At 30.8% G+C, this 16,932-nt stretch carries 19 protein-coding genes and 1 tRNA gene; 5 read left to right on the top strand and 15 right to left on the bottom strand.

Going from position 1 to position 16,932, the window contains the following annotated elements:
* Positions 1-6: 6 nt before the first annotated feature.
* Positions 7-453 (top strand): PAM68 family protein, encoded by a 447-nt coding sequence (locus ACTF45_RS05845; RefSeq protein ID WP_288348293.1) that lies wholly within the window; start codon positions 7-9, stop codon positions 451-453.
* 1 nt (position 454) lies between these two features.
* On the opposite strand, the gene ACTF45_RS05840 is transcribed toward ACTF45_RS05845, so the two are convergent.
* The 9 genes from ACTF45_RS05840 to ACTF45_RS05800 all read right to left on the bottom strand — a co-directional run bounded on the left by ACTF45_RS05840 (position 455) and on the right by ACTF45_RS05800 (position 10,412).
* Entirely contained in the window at positions 455-3,952 is a 3,498-nt protein-coding gene (locus ACTF45_RS05840) for a DNA polymerase III subunit alpha (protein WP_288348295.1), read from the bottom strand.
* Positions 3,953-4,030: 78 nt separating this feature from the next.
* Complete coding sequence (gatA, locus tag ACTF45_RS05835) at positions 4,031-5,485, bottom strand: Asp-tRNA(Asn)/Glu-tRNA(Gln) amidotransferase subunit GatA (protein WP_438949528.1); 1,455 nt, start codon at positions 5,483-5,485, stop codon at positions 4,031-4,033.
* Between the two features lie 32 nt (positions 5,486-5,517).
* Complete coding sequence (locus tag ACTF45_RS05830; RefSeq protein WP_288348403.1) at positions 5,518-5,760, bottom strand: DUF1816 domain-containing protein; 243 nt, start codon at positions 5,758-5,760, stop codon at positions 5,518-5,520.
* A 124-nt stretch (positions 5,761-5,884) separates the two neighbouring features.
* On the bottom strand, positions 5,885-7,063 hold the full coding sequence (gene rlmB / locus ACTF45_RS05825) for a 23S rRNA (guanosine(2251)-2'-O)-methyltransferase RlmB (protein ID WP_438949527.1): 1,179 nt from the start codon (positions 7,061-7,063) through the stop codon (positions 5,885-5,887).
* Between the two features lie 12 nt (positions 7,064-7,075).
* Entirely contained in the window at positions 7,076-7,468 is a 393-nt protein-coding gene (locus tag ACTF45_RS05820; RefSeq protein ID WP_438949526.1) for a ribonuclease III domain-containing protein, read from the bottom strand.
* Positions 7,465-7,767: an STAS domain-containing protein gene (locus ACTF45_RS05815; protein ID WP_438949554.1), complete on the bottom strand. Its 303-nt coding sequence runs from the start codon at positions 7,765-7,767 to the stop codon at positions 7,465-7,467. The genes ACTF45_RS05820 and ACTF45_RS05815 overlap by 4 nt, the downstream gene beginning before the upstream one ends.
* A 129-nt stretch (positions 7,768-7,896) precedes the next feature.
* The gene (carA, locus tag ACTF45_RS05810; protein WP_438949525.1) at positions 7,897-9,039 is read right to left on the bottom strand and encodes a glutamine-hydrolyzing carbamoyl-phosphate synthase small subunit; all 1,143 of its coding nucleotides are present in this window, start codon (positions 9,037-9,039) and stop codon (positions 7,897-7,899) included.
* Positions 9,040-9,054: 15 nt separating this feature from the next.
* Positions 9,055-10,086, bottom strand: coding sequence for an anthranilate phosphoribosyltransferase (trpD, locus tag ACTF45_RS05805; RefSeq protein ID WP_438949524.1), 1,032 nt, complete (start codon positions 10,084-10,086; stop codon positions 9,055-9,057).
* Between the two features lie 29 nt (positions 10,087-10,115).
* Entirely contained in the window at positions 10,116-10,412 is a 297-nt protein-coding gene (locus ACTF45_RS05800) for a DUF3288 family protein (RefSeq protein WP_288348056.1), read from the bottom strand.
* Positions 10,413-10,492: 80 nt separating this feature from the next.
* On the opposite strand from ACTF45_RS05800, the gene ACTF45_RS05795 reads away from it, so the two are divergent.
* From ACTF45_RS05795 to ACTF45_RS05785, 3 genes are all read left to right on the top strand, one after another.
* On the top strand, positions 10,493-12,238 hold the full coding sequence (locus tag ACTF45_RS05795) for an ABC transporter ATP-binding protein (protein ID WP_288348055.1): 1,746 nt from the start codon (positions 10,493-10,495) through the stop codon (positions 12,236-12,238).
* Between the two features lie 31 nt (positions 12,239-12,269).
* Entirely contained in the window at positions 12,270-12,998 is a 729-nt protein-coding gene (gene msrA, locus ACTF45_RS05790; protein ID WP_288348054.1) for a peptide-methionine (S)-S-oxide reductase MsrA, read from the top strand.
* A gap of 27 nt (positions 12,999-13,025) precedes the next feature.
* Positions 13,026-13,099 (top strand) — tRNA-Pro (locus ACTF45_RS05785).
* Here the strand turns inward: ACTF45_RS05785 and ACTF45_RS05780 are convergent.
* Both ACTF45_RS05780 and ACTF45_RS05775 read right to left on the bottom strand, forming a co-directional pair.
* Positions 13,100-13,258, bottom strand: a complete 159-nt coding sequence (locus tag ACTF45_RS05780; protein WP_288348053.1) for a hypothetical protein — start codon at positions 13,256-13,258, stop codon at positions 13,100-13,102.
* Positions 13,259-13,319: 61 nt separating this feature from the next.
* Positions 13,320-14,120 carry an undecaprenyl-diphosphate phosphatase gene (locus ACTF45_RS05775; RefSeq protein WP_438949523.1) on the bottom strand — a complete coding sequence of 267 codons (801 nt, stop codon included), beginning with the start codon at positions 14,118-14,120 and terminating at the stop codon, positions 13,320-13,322.
* An 89-nt stretch (positions 14,121-14,209) separates the two neighbouring features.
* Here ACTF45_RS05775 and ACTF45_RS05770 point away from each other — a divergent pair, with 89 nt between their 5' ends.
* Positions 14,210-14,488, top strand: a complete 279-nt coding sequence (locus ACTF45_RS05770) for a hypothetical protein (protein WP_288348051.1) — start codon at positions 14,210-14,212, stop codon at positions 14,486-14,488.
* 165 nt (positions 14,489-14,653) lie between these two features.
* Here ACTF45_RS05770 and ACTF45_RS05765 read toward each other — a convergent pair whose 3' ends face one another.
* The 4 genes from ACTF45_RS05765 to yedP all read right to left on the bottom strand — a co-directional run bounded on the left by ACTF45_RS05765 (position 14,654) and on the right by yedP (position 16,932).
* Positions 14,654-14,779 carry a hypothetical protein gene (locus ACTF45_RS05765; protein ID WP_288348050.1) on the bottom strand — a complete coding sequence of 42 codons (126 nt, stop codon included), beginning with the start codon at positions 14,777-14,779 and terminating at the stop codon, positions 14,654-14,656.
* An 89-nt stretch (positions 14,780-14,868) separates the two neighbouring features.
* Complete coding sequence (locus ACTF45_RS05760; protein ID WP_011132591.1) at positions 14,869-15,096, bottom strand: DUF1830 domain-containing protein; 228 nt, start codon at positions 15,094-15,096, stop codon at positions 14,869-14,871.
* 79 nt (positions 15,097-15,175) lie between these two features.
* Complete coding sequence (locus tag ACTF45_RS05755; protein WP_438949522.1) at positions 15,176-16,132, bottom strand: kinase; 957 nt, start codon at positions 16,130-16,132, stop codon at positions 15,176-15,178.
* The gene (gene yedP / locus ACTF45_RS05750) at positions 16,129-16,932 is read right to left on the bottom strand and encodes a mannosyl-3-phosphoglycerate phosphatase-related protein YedP (protein ID WP_288348048.1); all 804 of its coding nucleotides are present in this window, start codon (positions 16,930-16,932) and stop codon (positions 16,129-16,131) included. Before yedP ends, ACTF45_RS05755 begins: the two co-directional genes overlap by 4 nt.

The raw sequence follows: 16,932 nt of genomic DNA, 5'->3' as shown, positions 1-16,932 counted from the left end.
CCATTGATGAAGAAAAAACAAGCTAAAAAGAAAAATCTTTCAAAAAAGAAAAAAATATCCGAGGTTGATGCCTTTAGAAATATTGAAAAGAAAGTTCCATCATTAACCCCAAAAAGCAAACAATCTAGCGGCATACCAAAATATGTAGCTGACAGAATGGCTAGGAGAATCTTTTTTACGGCTGGAATACCAACAATTATGGGCATGTCAGTCTTTGTTATAAGTTATATAATCGTCACAAGAAATATTGCTGAAATCCCGCCTTCTTCAACAATAGCAATATCAGCATTATTCTTCTTATTAGGACTAGGGGGGTTAAGTTTTGGAATATTATCTGCTAGTTGGGATATAGAACCAGGAAGTTTTTTTGGTATAGAAAATATCCCCTTGAATATTGAAAGAGCAAAGGCTGCATTTAAACCAGCATCTCAAAACTTTGATGAGAAAAAGTAAATTATGCAATCATAGATTTCAAATTTACTTGAAAAGATTTATCAGAGAGTAATTTCGAAACACCGAGAATATCTCCAACACAAAATTGATCTCCAAACTTAACATAAGTTGTAGAGTCATTATTCCTAACAGCAGCTAATACTGGAATTTTAATTCCACATTTATCTCTTTCTGGTTTAAATTTAACTAAACAATCTCTTATTGTGTTTTGAATTCTTATATCTGAGGCTTGGGAACTATCAAGATTAATGACAAGTAACTTTAAATTATCAATTTCTCTGCAGTCATCAATAATTAATTGAGTCTTATCACTTTTTTTATCAATAGTGCCCCAGACTAATAGTCTTGTATCAGTAAGCAAAAATTCAGATAATCTACAATAGGTTTTAGGGAATACTATTGCCTCACAACTTCCAGAAAGATCTTCAAGTTGAACAATAGCCATTCTGTCGCCTTTTCTTGTAGTAATTTGCTTTAATTCTGGAATCATTCCAACTAAAGAGACTTTTGTTCTGTCGTGGGAGTTCTCTAATTGAGAGATACTTATAGGAGAAACAAGTTTAGCTGGCTTTGCAAGATGTTTTAAAGGATGATCTGATAAATAAAAACCTAAAAGTTGCTTTTCTAATTTAAGCTTTTCAATTAAGGAGTAATCTTCAACTTTAGATCCTTGAGATAAAGAAAATTCTTTGGTATCGTTTTTACTAATTGAATCAAATAAATTTCCTTGTCCAGAAATCCGATCACGATTACGTGAGGATGCCCATTCCATTACATATTCAAGATCTGAAAAAAGTTGAGCTCTATTATTATTTTCAGAAAATTCATCAAGGGCTCCACAATGAATTAAAGATTCGAGATTCCTTTTATTTAAAATATTAGAGGGTAAACGATCGCATAAATCAGAAAATGATTTGAAAACTCCTAGTTTAATACGATTATCAATTATATTTCTTATAGCTGAATCTCCGAGATTCTTAATAGCAGATAATCCAAACAAAATTTGATCCTTTTTAATAGTGAAATCAATTCCCGATAAATTAATACTTGGTGAAATGACTTCTATTCCCATGGAATAACAATTAGAAATATATCTCTGCATTTTGTCACTTGAACCAGCATTAACACTTAGAAGAGAAGCCATATAAGCTACTGGATAATGTGCTTTTAAAAAAGCAGTTTGGTAAGTGACTGCTCCATATGCAGTAGAATGACTTTTATTAAAACAATATTCAGCGAATAAAACCATTTGATCAAAAAGATCATTAGCAATTTTTTTATCTACACCTTTTTTACAGGATCCTTCAATAAAAATATTACGATGTTTAACCATCTCAGATACTTTCTTCTTTCCCATTGCTCTTCGTAACAAGTCTGCATCCCCAAGAGAATAACCTGCCAAATCTTGAGCAATTTTCATAATTTGCTCTTGATAAACCATTATTCCATAGGTTTCAGTGAGAATAGATTCAATTAAAGGATGAGGAAAATCTATTTTTTCACTCCCATTTTTTCTATTGATAAACTTTGGTATGAGACCAGCATCAAGAGGCCCAGGCCTATATAAAGCCAAAATAGAGGAGATATCTTCAAGAGAATTTGGCTTAAAGTCTTTAACAACTTGTTTCATCCCAGATGATTCTAATTGAAATATCCCTTCTAAATCTCCTCTTCCAATAAGATCAAAAGTTTTATTATCTTTTGGAGGTAATTGATCGATATTTATTTTTTGTCCTGTGGAACTTTCAATTAAAGATATAGTCTTATCTATCATTGTAAGATTTTTAAGGCCTAAGAAGTCCATTTTTAATAAGCCTAACGATTCAATATCATCCATTGAATATTGTGTAATTATTTGTCCTTCATTATTCCTCTGCAGTGGCACTAGCATATCTAAAGGATCAGATGCTATTACAACTCCTGCGGCATGAACACCATATGTTTTATTAGTACCCTCAATTCTCAATGCCAAATCAACCCATCTTTTTACCTTAATATCTTTTAAATATTTATCCCTAAATTCAGGACTAGGAGATTTTTTATCAATCATTTCGTTCAGCTTATAAGGTTTCCCCCTTACAACTGGTATTAACTTAGCCAACTTATCCGATTCTCCATAAGAGATATCTAGTACTCTTGCAACGTCCTTTAATACTGCTTTTGATGTCATTTTATTAAAGGTAATTATTTGCGCAACTTTATCTTCGCCATATCTGTTGGTTACATAATCAATAACTTCATTTCTCCTGTCAATACAAAAATCTGTATCAATATCAGGCATAGATTTTCTTGCTGGATTTAAGAATCTCTCAAATAATAATCCATGTTTAACTGGATCAATGTTTGTAATTTGAAGAGCATATGCTACAAGTGAACCTGCAGCGGAACCTCTGCCTGGGCCAACAGGTATAGAGCTATCTCTAGCAAATTTTATATAATCCCACACAACTAAGAAATAGTCTGGGAAACCCATATCATCTATTATTTTTAATTCTGAAGTTAACCTTTTCTTGTAGATTTCATCGATTTCATCAAGATTATTTTTATTAAGCCTACTTAAAAGACCCTGCTTAGTTATTTTGGTCAAAAATGATAAAGAGTCAGTCTCTTCTTTTAAAGGAAACTTTGGCATTCTGTAGGTACCGAACAACTCAAATTCCTCAATCTTTTGTGAAACCTCAACCGTATTATTTATTGCTTCTTTAATAGATTCTTTATCAATATGATCGTTAAAAAGTCTAAGCATTTCATCTTCACTTTTAATATATTCTGTTCCCGTATATCTCAATCTCTTTTCGTCACTTATTAATTTTCCCGTAAGAACACAAAGTAAGGCATCATGAGCTTCAACATCCATGTTTGAGATATAGTGAGCATCATTTGTAGCAATAACTTTAATTTGATGCTCTTTACCTATTCTTATTAATTCAACATTTACAATTCTGTCTTCTATAGAACCATGATCTTGTATTTCTAAATAAAAATCATCTCCAAATAATTTCTTATACCAAACAGCAGTATTCTCAGCGACATCAATCCTTCCTTTTAAGATTGCTTGAGGAATCTCTCCACCTAAACATGCTGTTGAAATAATAAGACCATCATTATATTTTTCTAGAAGAGTTTTATCAATACAAGGTCTAGAAAAGATACCTCTGCCCCTCATACCATTAAGATGGCTAATCGTTGTTAACTTTACAAGATTCTTATAGCCTGTATGATTTTTGGCTAATACTACCAAATGGTATCTTTTTTCCTTTTTTGGCTGAGGATCATCGATAGAACCATTGATAATGTACATTTCATTACCAATGATTGGTTTTATACCCTTACTTTTGCATTTTTTTACTAAATCAAGAACGCCATACATTACTCCATGATCGGTCAAAGCAATTGAATCCATTCCAAGTTCACAAGCTCTATCAACAATTTTCGAAACTTGACTTGCTCCATCTAGAAGGCTGTAATCGCTATGATTATGTAGTGGAACAAATCCCATGTTTAACCAATTTATATTTATAAGATAGAGAATATTTTAAAAAATTCTATATTTTACTAATACAAATTAATTATTAATTCAAATTTCAATATTAGGTTTACTATTCATAACTTCAGCATCTTTTTCAAATATATTTGCAACATTCAATATTCGATGCTCCTCCAATACATTTCCGATTAATTGAAGACCGATAGGTAAACCCTTTTTATCAAAACCACATGGAATGCTGATAGCTGGGAGTCCAGCAAGATTTACTGGAACAGTTAAGAGATCAGACAAATACATTGATAAAGGGTCATTTACAAAATCACCTTTTAAGAATGCAGTGGTAGGACATGTGGGGGTTAATAAAACATCTACTTCCTTAAAAGCTGTATCAAAATCCTTTCTAATTAAAGTTCTTACTTTCTGAGCTTTCTTGTAATATGCATCACTATATCCTGCAGACAAAGCATAGGTACCAATCAAAATTCTTCTTTGTACTTCATCTCCAAATCCTTCAGCTCTACTCTTAGATATCATTTCTAATAAATTAGAATCACCTTCTGATCTATATCCATATTTAACGCCATCATATCTTGCTAAATTAGCTGAAGCCTCACATGGAGCAATAACATAATAAGTGGCAATGCCGTCGTTAAATCTTGGACACTTTATGTCGTGAATTTCAGCTCCTAAAGATCTGAACCTCTCAACACTTGATAAAACTGATTCCTTAACTTCAGGATCAAGCCCAGGATGATCAAAACATTCTTCAATAATACCTATTTTAATACCTTTAATAGATTTATCTAAATCTGATAAGTAATTAGGAACTGATTTATCAAGACATGTTGAATCTAGATTATCCTTACCAGAAATTGAATAAAGAATCTCAGCAGCATCTGAAACAGTATTTGTAATTGGACCAATTTGATCTAGAGAACTTGCAAATGCAATTAGTCCCCATCTACTTACTCTTCCGTATGTTGGTTTTAGTCCCACAACTCCACAAAAAGATGCTGGCTGTCTTATGGAGCCTCCGGTATCTGATCCAATAGCGGCTAAGCATAGACCTGCAGCTACTGAAGCGGCACTTCCACCTGAACTTCCACCAGGTACTCTATTTACATCCCAAGGATTTGATGTCGCACCAAATACAGAAGTCTCAGTCGAACTTCCCATCGCAAATTCGTCTAAATTAGTCTTCCCTAAGCAAATACCACCAGATGACCATAATTTACCTGACGCAGAAGACTCGTATGGAGAAACAAAGTCTTTAAGCATTTTACTTGAACAAGATGTAACAACCCCTTTAGTACAAATATTATCTTTTATCGCAATAGGTATTCCTGCAAGCGGTGGAAGTTTTTGATTATTAGTTATTAATTTATCAATGTTTTCAGATTGAGAATTAGCAATGCTTTTTGTTAAGCAAGTATAAGCATTTATTTTTGGATTTAATGAATCTATTTTTAAAAAGAATTCATTAACTAATTCCTTAACTGAAGCATTTCCACTATTAATTTCTTTTCTAAAAGAATTAAAGTTCATATCAAAATCGAAAATTTAGATTAAATTAGTTATCAAACAGTTAGGGGTTCTTCTTTATTACATCTAACAATATGGTATTTAATATCTGTTGAACCTTCGTCTGAAAGATCAGAAAGAAATTTTTCTAGATTTTTCTTAAGACTACTTTTTGTAAGAAATGGACCATACCAATAGATTCCCGAAGGATTTCCGGTCTCGACTTTTGCCCACCAAGCCAAACCAAGTTTGTTACCTAAATTTCTAATCAATATTTTTTGGTCTTCATTTAAGACCATAAATTCTTGTTAAATTCTATACAATTTTCAACTAATTATTCAAGTAATTAATTTGATTTAAATAAATATATTGAAATAACGATAAATATTTAATCAAAATAGCAATTTTTACTTAATAATTATGTTAACTATTTGATAAATAACATAAGGAAATAGCAGCTGCTACAGAGGCATTTAAGCTCGAAGTCTTCCCTTTAAGAGGAATTTTAAGTAAATAATCACATTTTTTTTGGACTAGCAAAGAGATTCCTTTATTTTCTGCTCCAACTATTACAACAAAAGGAGCTTTTTCTTTAAATTCTGAAATGGGGACTTGCCCATCTCCAGATAAACCAATAATGATAAACCCCTTTTTCTTTAATTCATCAATAGCTCTATTTAGATTTACTACTCTGCTTACAGGTATATGCTCTAATGCTCCAGCAGCAACTTTTGCAACAGTTCCAGTTAAACCTGCAGATCTTCTTTGAGGAACAATAATACCTTTGCAATCAAAAGCTTCTGCTGATCTAATAATTGCACCAAAGTTGTGAGGATCTGTCACACCATCCAATGCAACAATAATAGGATTAGAGGATTTACTTTTTGATATATCAATTAATTTTTCTAAAGATATTGACTCAGTAGAAGCATGTTGTAAAGCAACACCTTGATGAACGGCTCCGGATGTTAGTTGAGAGAGTCTAGACCAAGTCACCTCTTCTATTAAAACGCCTTTAGACTTAAGGTCTTTTAATAATAGGTAAAATTTTTCTGAAGAAAAAATTTCAGAAGTACACCAAATCCTATTGATTGGTCTTTCACTATTTAAAGCAGCAAAAACAGAATGCTTACCCCAAACCCAGTCTTCAAAATTTCTTTCATTTGGACTCAATTGAAATTTTTTTGAACTGTTTTCAGAATAATTTTTAGTTTGCGGAGCGTTAGAGGAAAATCTTGTTTGTGGTTGATTAAAACTATTTCTAGGTTTTTCTTTTGAATTTAAGTAGTTGTATTCATTACTTTTAATATCGTCTTTTCTTTCGTAATCGTCTCTTCTTTTAAAATTATCTCTTCTTTTAAAATCGTCTCTTCTATTAGAATCGTCTCGTCTTTTAAAATTATCTCGTCTTTTAAAATCGTCTCTTCTATTAGAATCGTCTCTTCTATTAGAATCGTCTCTTCTATTAGAATCGTCTCGCCTTTTAAAATTATCTCTTGTATTTAAATCATTTCCTTTTTTAAAATTATTTTTTGATTGTGATCTTCTATTTTCTGTATCATTCCTTTTTGTTGAATAATTATTTTTAGAAAAGTTTTTCATAAATCTTATAGCTTATTTACACTCTAGGTATTCAAAAAATTTAGACAATCTTTTAGGGTCTTTTAGAAATAACCAACCAACTAAAGCTTCAAAACCTGTTGCTCTTGAATAGATAGCAGGATCTGAAGATTTTGGAAATCGCTTTGTTTTATTTCTGGCTCGTCTTATTAAATTAATTTCAAATGAATTTAATAAATGTTCAATTTCATCTAATGCTTTTGATTGAGCTTGAGCTTTTACTTCATTAACAACTGAAAGATGAAGATCTTTTGATTTTAATGGGATATGAATATGGCGTAATCTTTGATGTAACTCCCATATAGAATCCCCTAGCCAAGCAAGTTGAATAACACCTATCTCATCAGGAGAACCATCAGGAGCAAGATTTTGTATCCAATAATTCAATGCTTCAAATAGAGCAAGGCTTCTTGAAGAGTAGCTTTCAAATTCAGAAAGTCTGCTAATCTTACTAGTTTTATAGTTTGAGCAACTCTAGAATTTCCAACTACAGAAAACCTTAGTTTAAGTTTTTTGCATTCCTTGGAAGTTTGAACAAGGGCACCTAAACCGGATGAATCAAGGAAATCTATTTTACTTAAATCAATTACAAATGACAGAGGTTCTTTTTTAAGGGTATTGGTAATAAAAGTTTTAAATTGTTTTTCAGAAAATGCGTCTAATTGCCCTTTTAAAGTAAAAACAATTATATTTGCCTTTATTTCAATGTTGCCTCTTAACGAAACAGTTAACTTTTGGAAATCTTCTATGGTTTAATACCTCCAAAAAAAATTAATTTACTAAATGTAATTATCAAATCAAAAAGAATCAATATGTCAACATCTTTCTAACATTAGAGAAACAAATTTTTCAAATAAATAATCTGAATCATGAGGACCAGGACTTGCTTCTGGATGATATTGAACACTAAATATAGGCTTATTTATAAGTTTCAATCCGGCGACAGTTTTATCATTAAGATTCAAGTGGGTTATTTCAACTGATTCAGTTGACAAAGAATTTGGATCTATAGCAAAACCATGATTCTGACTTGTAATTTCAATATTATTATTATTCATGCCACAAGGATGATTTAATCCACGATGTCCAAAAGGCAATTTATATGTTTTTCCACCTAATGCCAAACCAAATATTTGATGACCAAGACAAATACCAAACATAGGAATTTTTCCAAAATCAATTAGTGCTTTAGCTAAGTTAATTCCATCAAGGACAGATGAAGGATCACCTGGACCATTTGAGAAAAATATTCCATCAGGATCATGACTTAAAACATCTTCAAATGAAGAATTTGAAGGCAAAACCAATATTTCACATCCATGCGAAACTAATCTATTGAGAATTGATTTTTTAATACCAAAATCAATTGCCACAATTTTGTATTTATTTATATTATTGTGGATTTTTTCTCTTACATCAAAATCAGTCATTGTAGTTTCTTTAAAAATATAATTTTTCTTTGTTGAAACATCTTTGGCTAAATTCAAACCTTGCATATTGGGAGTATTAGAAATAATTTCAAGACAACTATCAAAATCATTTTTTTCAGTAGTGATAACTCCATTCATGGAACCATTCGATCTTAAAATTTTAACAAGAGCTCTTGTATCAATTCCATAAAGTCCAATAATATTTTTTTCTATTAGCCACTGATTAAAGTTTAATTTAGATCTCCAATTACTATTATTATTTGAAAAATTACGCACAATTATACCTCTGACAGAATTATCTGATTCTGAATCTTCGAAATTGATTCCTGTATTTCCAATCTCAGGATAAGTAAATGTAATGATCTGACCAAAATAACTTGGGTCAGTAATTACTTCCTGATAACCAGTCATACCAGTATTAAAAACAATTTCGCCAACAGTTGAACCCATCGCACCAAAGGAATAACCAGTAAAAGTTATCCCATTACTCAAAACAAGTTTTGCATTTTTCTTAAAAGGATGATTCATTAATTAAAAAATTTATTATGATTCAAGGTAGTTTTTCAAAAGCAAAAATTTATTCCAAGGCTCTGCTTTACTCATAGAGAACAAAGCTTTTTTAAATCCCTTTTCAATATCATCTTCAATTCCTGCAACCCAGAGTACTAATGCTGTATTTAAAGCGACTACATCCAAATGAGCCTTTTGACCTGAACCATTCAAAACAGATTTCAATATGTCTTCATAAGAGTCATCATTTGATACGATTAAATCTTTATTTGAAGTGTTTTGATAGTTAAAGTCAGAAACATTTATTTTTGAATGTTTAAGCTTACCTTTGTCTACAAATATTATTTCATTATCACCTTCTAACGAAGCCTCATCTAGACCACCATAGCCATGAACAACGATTGCTCTATCCATTTCCATTCTGCTCAAAGCTGAAGCCATAGGATTAAGTAATTCATCAGAAGCAACCCCTAAAACTTGAGCATTAGGTCTTAAAGGATTTACTAATGGCCCTAGTTGGTTAAAAACAGTTCTTATGCCAAGAGCCTTCCTCAAAGGAGCTAGTTTAATTAATGATTTGTGCCAAACAGGAGCAAATAAGAAAGTTATCCCAATTTGATCTATTGAAGAAATAACCTTTTCTAAAGTGGAATTTAAATTAATCCCAAGATTTAACAAAACATCTGCCGAGCCAACTTTTCCACTAGCACTTTTATTTCCGTGTTTTGCAATATTTACACCACATGATGAGGCGACAAAAGCGACAGCAGTAGAAATATTAAAAGTATTAGCCCCATCCCCCCCAGTTCCACAAGTATCAACCATAAACAAATTGGGTCGTTCGACAGGCAATTTACAAGCATTTAAAAGTACCTCTGCCATAGAAGATAATTCAGTACCTGTAGCTCCTTTAGCTCTCAATGCACTCAAAAAAGCACCTGTTTGGACGTCCAAAATTTCATCATTTAGCCATCTTTTCATTAAAATATATGATGTCTCAGCATCAAGGTCTTGCCCATATAGCAACTGGTTTAGAATTTCAGAATTTGTTTTAATAATAGACATTAATCTTTAGTGGATTTAAGGTTCGTGGCTCAATTAGAAGTATCAAAACCGGAACCGACTAAATCTTTATTCGTATTTGAAGGTCTAAAATTATTTGACCATAATTTCTTAGTCTTTTCAAAAAGATTGTCCTTTGTTATTTTCCAAAATTTTAGTGTTTTTTCAATATCATCTTTGATCTCAATTTCACCAGGAAAATCATCATATCTATTAATTAATCTACCTAAATTAATTAAGTCAAAATCCTCTGGTATTTCCTTAGATATAAGAGAATCTATAATCTTTTTATCAGTTGCATGCAAAGGATGAGTTTGTTCATTGCTCATAATAAAAAACGAAATCATTTATCAAACTAGCTCACATATTCGAAAATGAAACATTATCTTAATCATATGGGAATTTTTAAATGAAGAATCTTAAATTAAAAGTCATATTTAAGTATTTAAAACCATACAAAAAAGAATTTTTATATGGTGGGATAGCTCTCCTAGTAGTGAATATTTTAAGTATTCTAATACCTTTAGAAGTTAAAAACATAATTGATCAACTGAAAGATGGATTTTCCTCTAGTTACGTTATATCAAAATCATTATTACTCATGTTTCTAGCAACATGCATGGGTCTTATAAGATTATTTTCAAGGCAAATTGTATTTGGGATTGGAAGAAAAGTTGAAGTAAATCTTCGCCAAAAATTATTTGACCATTTACTAATTCAAGACCCTGATTGGATACAAAAAAAAGGTAGTGGAGATATCATTAGTAGAGCTACTAGTGATGTAGAAAACATTAGAAGACTCTTAGGTTTTACAGTTTTAAGTTTATGTAATATCGTTCTGGCTTATTCTCTAACAATTCCTTCAATGTTATCGATTAATAAAACATTGACAGTAGCTGCATTAATGATATTTCCAATGATATTAGTAATAGTTAGTTTATTTGGAGGAAGAATGGTGAGCCAAAGAAAAATTCAACAAGAATCACTTTCCAAACTAAGTGATTTAATACAAGAAGATTTATCAGGGATAAGCGCTATAAAAATTTATGCACAGGAGGAGGCTGAAAAGAAAGAATTTAATAACTACAATAAAGTTTATCGCAATTCAGCTATAAAGCTCGCAAGAACAGCAAGTACATTATTCCCTCTATTGCAAGGTATTTCTTCAATTTCATTATTAATACTTTTAGGTCTAGGGACCTCTCAACTAGAAAACGGATTTATCACAATTGGTGGACTAGTTGCATTGATATTATTTGTTGAAAGACTTGTATTTCCAACAGCTCTATTAGGATTTACATTAAATACTTTTCAATTAGGACAAGTAAGTCTAGATAGAGTTGAAGAGATATTTCAAAACAATCCAAAAATAATTGACAACCCAAAAGCTAAATTCATAAAGAAAAAAGTTAAAGGTTTTATTGAGGCAAAAAATTTAAAAATAAGATACGAGGGTGCAAATTTTAACTCTTTAAATAAATTAAATTTCAAAATTAATCCCGGAGAACTTATCGCCATAGTTGGTCCAGTAGGCTGTGGAAAAACAACATTAGCTAAATCACTAGGTAGAACTATTGAGATTCCCGATGGACAATTGTTTTTAGATAATATTGATATTAAGAATATTAAATTAAGAGATTTAAGAAAACACATTGCCATCGTACCTCAAGAAGCATTTTTATTTACATCTACAATTTCAGAAAATTTAAAATTTGGAGATCCAAAAGCTTCTAAAAATGTTGTAAAAAAAAGCGCAGTAAAAGCAGGATTAATAGATGATATTAATAGTTTTCCAGAAGGGTTTAAAACAATCGTAGGTGAAAGAGGAATCACGCTGAGTGGGGGTCAACGACAAAGAACAGCGTTGGGAAGAGCACTTTTAGTTGAAGCTTCTGTAGTAGTTCTAGATGATGCATTGGCCAGTGTAGACAATAAAACTGCTGCGAAAATTATCGAAGAGATGAGAGCAAAAAAAAGTAAAACAATATTAATGATTAGTCATCAATTATCCGTTGCAGCAACATGTGATAGGGTACTTGTTATGGATAAAGGTGAGATTGTGCAGGAGGGGATCCATAAAGATTTGATAAAAACCAATGGACTATATAAAAAACTTTGGGAAAGAGAAATAGCTACTAATAAAATAGTAAGTTAAAAAAACTTTTTAATTAAATACATACCTAAAGATGTTTGAATTTCTTAAAAAACTCATGACAAACAATAAATCAGTTTCAGCAAATAAAACAAATTCCCTCCACAGAATATTAGGTACCGATATAAAAGAGGTACCAAAATCTCAAGAGGATGAAATAATATTTGGATGTGGATGTTTTTGGGGTGCAGAAAAATGTTTCTGGAAACTTCCGGGAGTCATTACAACTTCCGTGGGTTATGCTGGAGGAGAGAAGAAAAACCCTACTTACTACGAGGTCTGCTCTGGTATTACCGGTCATGCTGAAGTTGTAAGGGTTGTTTGGAATGTAAATGAAATAGATATTAGCGATTTATTAAAAATGTTCTGGGAATGTCATAACCCAACCCAAAAAAATAGACAAGGTAATGATATGGGAACTCAATATAGATCAACAATTTACTATAAGAATGACAGGAATAAAGACAAAATTTACTCGAGCAAAGAAGCTTACCAAAAAGAACTTTATAAAAATAATTTAGGACACATAGAAACAGAGATTAAAAAAATTGACACTTATTATTATGCTGAAGACTATCATCAGCAGTATTTAGCAGTAGAAGGTAGTAGGCAATATTGTTCGGCATCTCCTACTAAAGTAAAGTTAGGAAGTTTCAATAACTGTGATTACAAACTCCCAAAAAAAGTCTGGGATAATTTCAATTGGGACATTGATAAATGTGTATTGAGATCTAATAATAAACCTATAGATATTAACAATTAAAAGCCTTTTATATTTATAGTGTCAATACGGGGCGTAGCGCAGTTTGGTAGCGCACCACTTTGGGGTAGTGGGGGTCGTGGGTTCAAATCCCGCCGTTCCGATTAAGATTCAGAATCATCTTTATTTATTAACGATTTATACAGCTTATAAGAACTTATTCCAACAGCGATGAAAGTAAATGAAGAAAAAATTGCACATATAATAATAGTAAGATTCGAGACTTCAACCTCTCCTAGTTGATATGATATAAAAAAAATCATCCGAAAAACAATATTTAAAAAACACTAACATAGAAATGTTGATTTAATTTAATTTAGATTCCTATAAATTGAGAAGAATTAAGATTCCGAATATTAAACGATAATAGACAAATATTTTGAGTCCATTAGAAGAAACATACTTTATTAAAAAATTTATGGCTAATAGAGAAGAGAAGAAAGCTGTAATTAATCCAGCAAAAAGAGGAAGGAATGGAAATGCTGAATATTGATTTACTGTACTAAAAAACTCAACAAAAGCTGCTAATGAGATTGAAGGAATACCAAGAAGGAATGAGAATTTAGCGGCATCTTTTCTATTCCATCCAGATAAAAGAGCCATAGAAATAGTGGCTCCTGAACGAGATACTCCTGGAACAATTGCAAAGGCTTGAGCAATTCCAATATATAAGCTGTTTGGATATTTATGATTGTTTAAATTAATTGATTTCTTAGTCGAAATATCTGCAAAAAGCATTATTAAAGACATCAATATAGATACTAAAGCTATTGAAAGATTTGAACGTAAAAACGAATCAGAGAATCCTGGAACAAATAGCTTTATAATTCCACCAATAAAAACAATTGGAATTGTACCTATAAAGATAGATTTATTTAATTTATTAAACAAAAATGAATCTCTTGGTTTTCTAGAGTTTGTATTTTTGAAATTAGAAATACTTTTCCTAAAATACCAAAATATTGCAAAAACACTTCCAATTTGTATAGTTGCAGAAACAGACGAACCAGGATCATCAATTCCAAAGAATAGAGATATGATTTTTAAATGAGCAGTGCTACTTACAGGAATAAACTCTGTTAAACCTTGAATTATTCCATAAAAAATATACTTTAAAAATTCCAATAGTTTATATTCAAAATATTTCCAATAATAATATCAATTAAAAATAATACAATTTACATTATTTGAAGAAAAGCTAAGGTATTAATATTATGAAAAAATTTGTTTTTAAAATACTAGTCTTCGTAAGTCTTTTTATTTTTTCTGATGCTGTTAAAGCAAATTATTGGCTAGTGATTGGAACTTACAGACAAGGACCAGGAGGCAGACCTGAGGTAAGTGGAATAACAAGCCCATCTTTGCATACTATTCCAATGAAAGATATGGAAACTTGTGAAAAAGCTGGGAATAAAATTTCTAAAGAAATTTATATTCCTGTTTGGCAATTTGATAATAAATGGACTTGTATATATAGCGGAAACATTAAATAAAATTATCTTTTCACATCGTGTGCACAGCCGTCACCTTTATAATTTTCACTTTCGTAAAAATCATTTTTAGTCCCAAAATAGGCTGTTAGTAATACGAAAGGCATACTAATTATAAAAAGTACTACAGTAAGATCCATCTAAAATAGGTATATTTAATATTTTATATTAATAATCTGTAGGTCCTTTTAATCCCAGATAAAAAAATGCACCAAGACCAATCAAAACTAGGACACCGGCAATAGCGGCTGAAGGAACAAATCCACCTATGGCAAAAGAAGCAAATTGAGTCATTATAAATTCAAATTTATCTCAATAATATCAATAAAATTAACGTAGGTCGTTAAAAATTCTGACTCGAAGACAATTACAAATCAACAGAATTAAGCAACTAGAGTTGCATCTTCATTTTCAGAAGAAATTCTTATCCTTTCTTCTAGTTTAGGACCATATAATTCATTACCCCAAATTTCAACTCTAGAATCATTAGGAGCCGTAAAAGATAAAATATCCGTAGGAAATAGCACTCTTTCTAAAAAAAAATTAGAAGGTCCTATACATCTCAAAACAACCATTCTGGAGCCTTCATTTTTATAAGAAAACTCAACCATATAAAAATAATTAAAATTTGTTCTAATTAAACACTAAGTAAATTGATCTAAAATGTATAAAAAGCAACTAAATAAAAAATTATTTAGAGATTTGTTGATTTAATCCAACTTTAATTAACTTTCTCTCTTGATTTATCATTAATAAAACATCCGAGCTGATATCGTCAAAACTTTTATGTGGGATAGAAACATTTAACATTCGAAGAAAATTACTCAAATTATTATCTTTAAGAGAACTTCCACTTTTAAACTGCATACTTTTTTCTTGATTAGATTTCCATTCATTCAAATATTCAAATTTCAAAGGTTTTAAATGCCAAATTTTATCAATCATATTCCAAACGTCTAAATATTGATTTAAATTATTTTGTATTTTAATTCTGTAAGAAGATTCAAAAACACTTAATGGAGGTGAAAATTTTTCAGAATTATCTAATTCTATAGATAAGGGTTTTACACCTAAAAACCATCCTTCAATTATCAGCAAATCAGGAGATTCTTCCCTCCAATGAGCCCTATCACCTAGACCTTTTCTTAATGATTTATCAAAAACAGGTACAGTTAATTGTCCATCAGTTTTCCATTTAAGTAATTTCTCTTTCATTAAATCAATCGAGTGACTTCCAGGAAAACCTCGAGATACATTCCATGGATTATTTTTAATAGCAAATTCCATTTCTTCAGAAGGTAGATAAAAATCATCAATAGAAATAACAGATAACTTAAATTTTAATTTTAAAGACATACTCTCCAACCATTTACCTAAAGTAGTTTTCCCTGTACCAGGTAAAGCGGATATTCCAATAATTTTTCTCTTAGGAGATTTTTTATTCAATTTATATGCTTGTGATAAAAGGGGTAAAGCCAATCCCCAAATCCAATCATCTTTTACATTATCATCCCAAAAATTATTAATTGAAAGCATCTCTTTCTTAAGATTCCAAAACATAAACCATTCATCCAAAGAACTCCATCCAATTTGAGAAATTAATTCTTCAAAATCATCCAGTGGAAATTCAATATTTAAATCATTCATCGCTTATTTAATACTAAATTATTTATTAACTTATTTATTTCACTTTTCCAACCATAACCATTTGGATCAGTCGCTAATGTATATTTGTGGTCTTTTAATTTCTCTATTAATTTCAAATTTGGTCCCCCAGGACCAGGAATTACAATTTTGTAATCTGAATTTAATAATAAAGGTAAATCATTTGGAGAATCTCCTAGACCAATAATTTTAATATTTGGATTATTTGAATAGTTCTTGAGCGCATTTATTGCTTTACCCTTATTTGAGTTAATTGATAACATATGGCTCATCCTGTTACCTCTAAAAATTTCCACACCAAATCTTTTACAACAAATATTAATTTCTTCTTCTTTGTTTTGAGGAGGATTCAAGAATGGCATACTCCAGTGTCTTTCTCTCATTAAATCAAGAGAATGGCCTCTTAATCCAGTCAGTTCGGTTGCTTCTTGGTCGGAAATATTATTGAGTGGTTGTAAATCATAATTAATTTCATTAGAAATACTACTTAAAATATTTTCAAGTATTTCGTATTTTTCTCCAAGAATAATCTCCCCATTAACTCTCTTTAATGTTTCACCATGTATGGCCGCACCATTTTCAACAATATATGGATCAGTTAAATTAAGTTCCTTTCTAATAACCTTAACCTCAGCAGCGGTTTTACTGGTACATAATATTACTGGTATAGATAATTCCTGAAGTAATTTTATAGTTTCTTTTGCTGGAGTTAAATCATAAGAATGATCCATTAATGTTCCATCAACATCACTAACGACCCATAAGGAAGAAAAATCAATCAT

Origin of the sequence: Prochlorococcus sp. (assembly GCF_965655815.1) — a bacterium.
In the GTDB taxonomy this organism is placed as follows: Bacteria; Cyanobacteriota; Cyanobacteriia; order PCC-6307; family Cyanobiaceae; genus Prochlorococcus_A; species Prochlorococcus_A pastoris.
The sequence above is the reverse complement of the archived record's forward strand: the minus strand, read 5'-3'. Positions and strand labels throughout refer to the sequence as shown.

Excerpts from the sequence above, each read along its gene's own strand:
- trpD (WP_438949524.1), bottom strand. The coding sequence starts at position 10,086 with ATGTCTATTATTAAAACAAATTCTGAAATTCTAAACCAGTTGCTATAT.
- ACTF45_RS05755 (WP_438949522.1), bottom strand. The coding sequence starts at position 16,132 with ATGAATGATTTAAATATTGAATTTCCACTGGATGATTTTGAAGAATTA.
- gatA (WP_438949528.1), bottom strand. The coding sequence starts at position 5,485 with ATGAACTTTAATTCTTTTAGAAAAGAAATTAATAGTGGAAATGCTTCA.
- ACTF45_RS05780 (WP_288348053.1), bottom strand. The coding sequence starts at position 13,258 with ATGATTTTTTTTATATCATATCAACTAGGAGAGGTTGAAGTCTCGAAT.
- ACTF45_RS05845 (WP_288348293.1), top strand. The coding sequence starts at position 7 with ATGAAGAAAAAACAAGCTAAAAAGAAAAATCTTTCAAAAAAGAAAAAA.
- ACTF45_RS05800 (WP_288348056.1), bottom strand. The coding sequence starts at position 10,412 with ATGAGCAATGAACAAACTCATCCTTTGCATGCAACTGATAAAAAGATT.
- ACTF45_RS05760 (WP_011132591.1), bottom strand. The coding sequence starts at position 15,096 with ATGGTTGAGTTTTCTTATAAAAATGAAGGCTCCAGAATGGTTGTTTTG.
- ACTF45_RS05770 (WP_288348051.1), top strand. The coding sequence starts at position 14,210 with ATGAAAAAATTTGTTTTTAAAATACTAGTCTTCGTAAGTCTTTTTATT.
- ACTF45_RS05795 (WP_288348055.1), top strand. The coding sequence starts at position 10,493 with ATGAAGAATCTTAAATTAAAAGTCATATTTAAGTATTTAAAACCATAC.
- ACTF45_RS05830 (WP_288348403.1), bottom strand. The coding sequence starts at position 5,760 with ATGGTCTTAAATGAAGACCAAAAAATATTGATTAGAAATTTAGGTAAC.
- yedP (WP_288348048.1), bottom strand. The coding sequence starts at position 16,932 with ATGATTGATTTTTCTTCCTTATGGGTCGTTAGTGATGTTGATGGAACA.
- rlmB (WP_438949527.1), bottom strand. The coding sequence starts at position 7,063 with ATGAAAAACTTTTCTAAAAATAATTATTCAACAAAAAGGAATGATACA.
- ACTF45_RS05765 (WP_288348050.1), bottom strand. The coding sequence starts at position 14,779 with ATGACTCAATTTGCTTCTTTTGCCATAGGTGGATTTGTTCCTTCAGCC.
- carA (WP_438949525.1), bottom strand. The coding sequence starts at position 9,039 with ATGAATCATCCTTTTAAGAAAAATGCAAAACTTGTTTTGAGTAATGGG.
- ACTF45_RS05840 (WP_288348295.1), bottom strand. The coding sequence starts at position 3,952 with ATGGGATTTGTTCCACTACATAATCATAGCGATTACAGCCTTCTAGAT.
- msrA (WP_288348054.1), top strand. The coding sequence starts at position 12,270 with ATGTTTGAATTTCTTAAAAAACTCATGACAAACAATAAATCAGTTTCA.